General features: G+C 57.4%; 3 protein-coding genes. 2 read left to right on the top strand and 1 reads right to left on the bottom strand.

Translation table 11 applies throughout. The features are described 5' to 3' along the window. The coding region (locus OP495_RS17295) for an exopolysaccharide biosynthesis protein (RefSeq protein ID WP_280570984.1) at positions 1-326 on the bottom strand (326 nt) is incomplete at its 3' end. 206 nt (positions 327-532) lie between these two features. Here OP495_RS17295 and OP495_RS17290 point away from each other — a divergent pair. Next, positions 533-1363, top strand: coding sequence for an AraC family transcriptional regulator (locus tag OP495_RS17290; RefSeq protein WP_280565059.1), 831 nt, complete (start codon positions 533-535; stop codon positions 1361-1363). 17 nt (positions 1364-1380) lie between these two features. Beyond that, on the top strand, positions 1381-1989 hold the full coding sequence (locus OP495_RS17285; protein WP_280565060.1) for a LysE family transporter: 609 nt from the start codon (positions 1381-1383) through the stop codon (positions 1987-1989). Positions 1990-2189 lie beyond the last annotated feature (200 nt).

Raw genomic sequence — 2189 nt, 5'->3', positions numbered from 1 at the left:
CAGGTCACCGCCTTGTCCAGCTTGGCGCAGGAGACCGAGCGCTTCAAAAGCCAGCGAGGCAGCCAGAACGTGCGGCGCCCTACCAGCAACTGCCCCGCCACCAGCAGGACCAATATCGCCATCAACGTGGGAACGCCGGGGATATCTCCCACCAACGGCAGCAGCGTGATCACCCCCGGCACCAGAAGCAAAGAGCCAAACGACCCCTGCCCTACCGCCGTCAGCATATCGCCAAGCTGGACACGTTCATCGTCGCGACGGGACGCCTGCCCGATCCGTTCGAGCAAATGATCCAACCCCGCGAGCTCCTGCTGCCTTTCCGCCATGCGTGCTCTCTCCTCCATGAGCCAAGCTTGCAGCGTAGCAAGACGCGTTCGTCATGCCGAGGTGCAGTAGACGGGCCCGCCATGGTCGTGGGTGCGCGCATCCGGCACGCCGAAAGCACAAAGTGCGCAATATCGTTCAAGCCCGCTCCTTCGTGACGCGCTAAAGTGGCATTGTCATGGCACGACCAGGACGTAAGGAGGACATCATGCAATCCACGAGTCGTTTCCGGTTCATGAAAAGCCGGCATGTGGCACGCATGACGGCATTGCATGCCACGATGAACGACTTCCAGTACGACCGGCATGCGCATGAAGAATATGCACTGGGTGTCACACTGGCAGGACGTCAGGATTTCTTCAGCAACGGTGAATTTCACCGCAGCCCACCAGGTAGCGTGATCACTTTGCATCCCGATGAGGTGCATGACGGCCACGCCGGGGGCGGCGACGCCCTCGATTATGTCATGCTCTATATTCATCCCGACGAGCTCGACCCGCTCATTGCCAATGCCATGGGCGTGCAAGGCCTGCAGGCCACTCGCCTAGTCCCCACCCTCATGACAGATGTCCGCTTGCGCGACGAGATCATCGCCCTGTCACGCATGATCGAGGAACAGGAGACGAGTCAGATCGAGCAAGAATATGCTCTGTATCGCATTGCGGCTCGCCTGGCCGAGCGCGCCGGAAATTTTGCCCCAAACGAGCGGGCCAGGCGGCCGGACTCGCTGCTCGAAAGGGCTAAGGACTTCATCCATGAAAATGCCAGATACGATATCAGCCTGGATGACATCAGCCATTCCGCCAACATTTCCAAGTATCACTTCCTGAGAACGTTCAGGACACAGTACGGAATTACGCCGCACCAATACGTATTGAACTGCAGGGTCAATGCCGCGCGGCGTCACCTCGAAAACGGCGAGAGTGTCATGGAGGCTGCCTTATGCTGCGGCTTTTCTGACCTCAGTCATTTCAACCGTCGTTTCAAGCGGATTTACGGCATGACACCACGACAATACCAAACCCATATTTTCACTTAGCAAGATAGGAAACCCTCATGCTCGCGATGCTCGCCTATGCCATAAGCGTGATGTACACGCCCGGGCCGGTGAACCTGCTTGGCCTGAATGCCGGAATCAACGGGCAAACCAAGCAATCGACAGGATTTTTCATCGGAGTCGGCACAGCGATGTGGCTGATGCTTCTACTGTTTGGCTGGCTGGGAAGCATGTTCATACAGGGAAAGACACTCCTGATCATCAGTGCGCTCGGCACGTTTTACATTCTTTACCTGTCGATCAAGATAGCCAGATCCACTCCTCACAGGAACGATGTGGATGCAGTACCGCGTCCCTTGCGCTTCAAGGAAGGGTTGTTGATGCAATTACTCAACCCCAAAGGCATCGTCGCCACACTACCTATCGCGACCATCCAGCTACCCGCAATGCATATAGAAGGGCCAGACCTCATCATGGTGGCGCTGCTCATTGGCGTACTGGCGACCGGCGCGCCAGGAAGCTACGCATTACTGGGTAGCGCGATGGGAAAAGCCATTCATGATCACGCCCTGCTGCGACGCATCAATCGTATCCTGGCGCTTCTTTTGGCTCTTACAGGCCTGATCATCGGGTATGAATACGTCGTCTTACCGCTTATCGATTCGTAGCATTGCCCTGCCGTTCTCAAACCTCAATGTCGGAACGCGGCGATGCAGGCCGGAGGCTCGTATTACGCCGTCTCCGGCGTCAGCTGCTGGCGATGCAGCGTATTGCCGGCGGCATCCATCAGACTCACGGTCAACGCTTCGCTCTCGCCGTCGAGATCGACCTGGCCGAAGAATTGATAGCCCCACGACGGCGGCAGGTT

It is taken from the genome of Chromohalobacter sp. 296-RDG (assembly GCF_029889885.1).
GTDB lineage: Bacteria > Pseudomonadota > Gammaproteobacteria > Pseudomonadales > Halomonadaceae > Chromohalobacter.
This window is presented reverse-complemented; position numbering and strand designations above follow the sequence as displayed.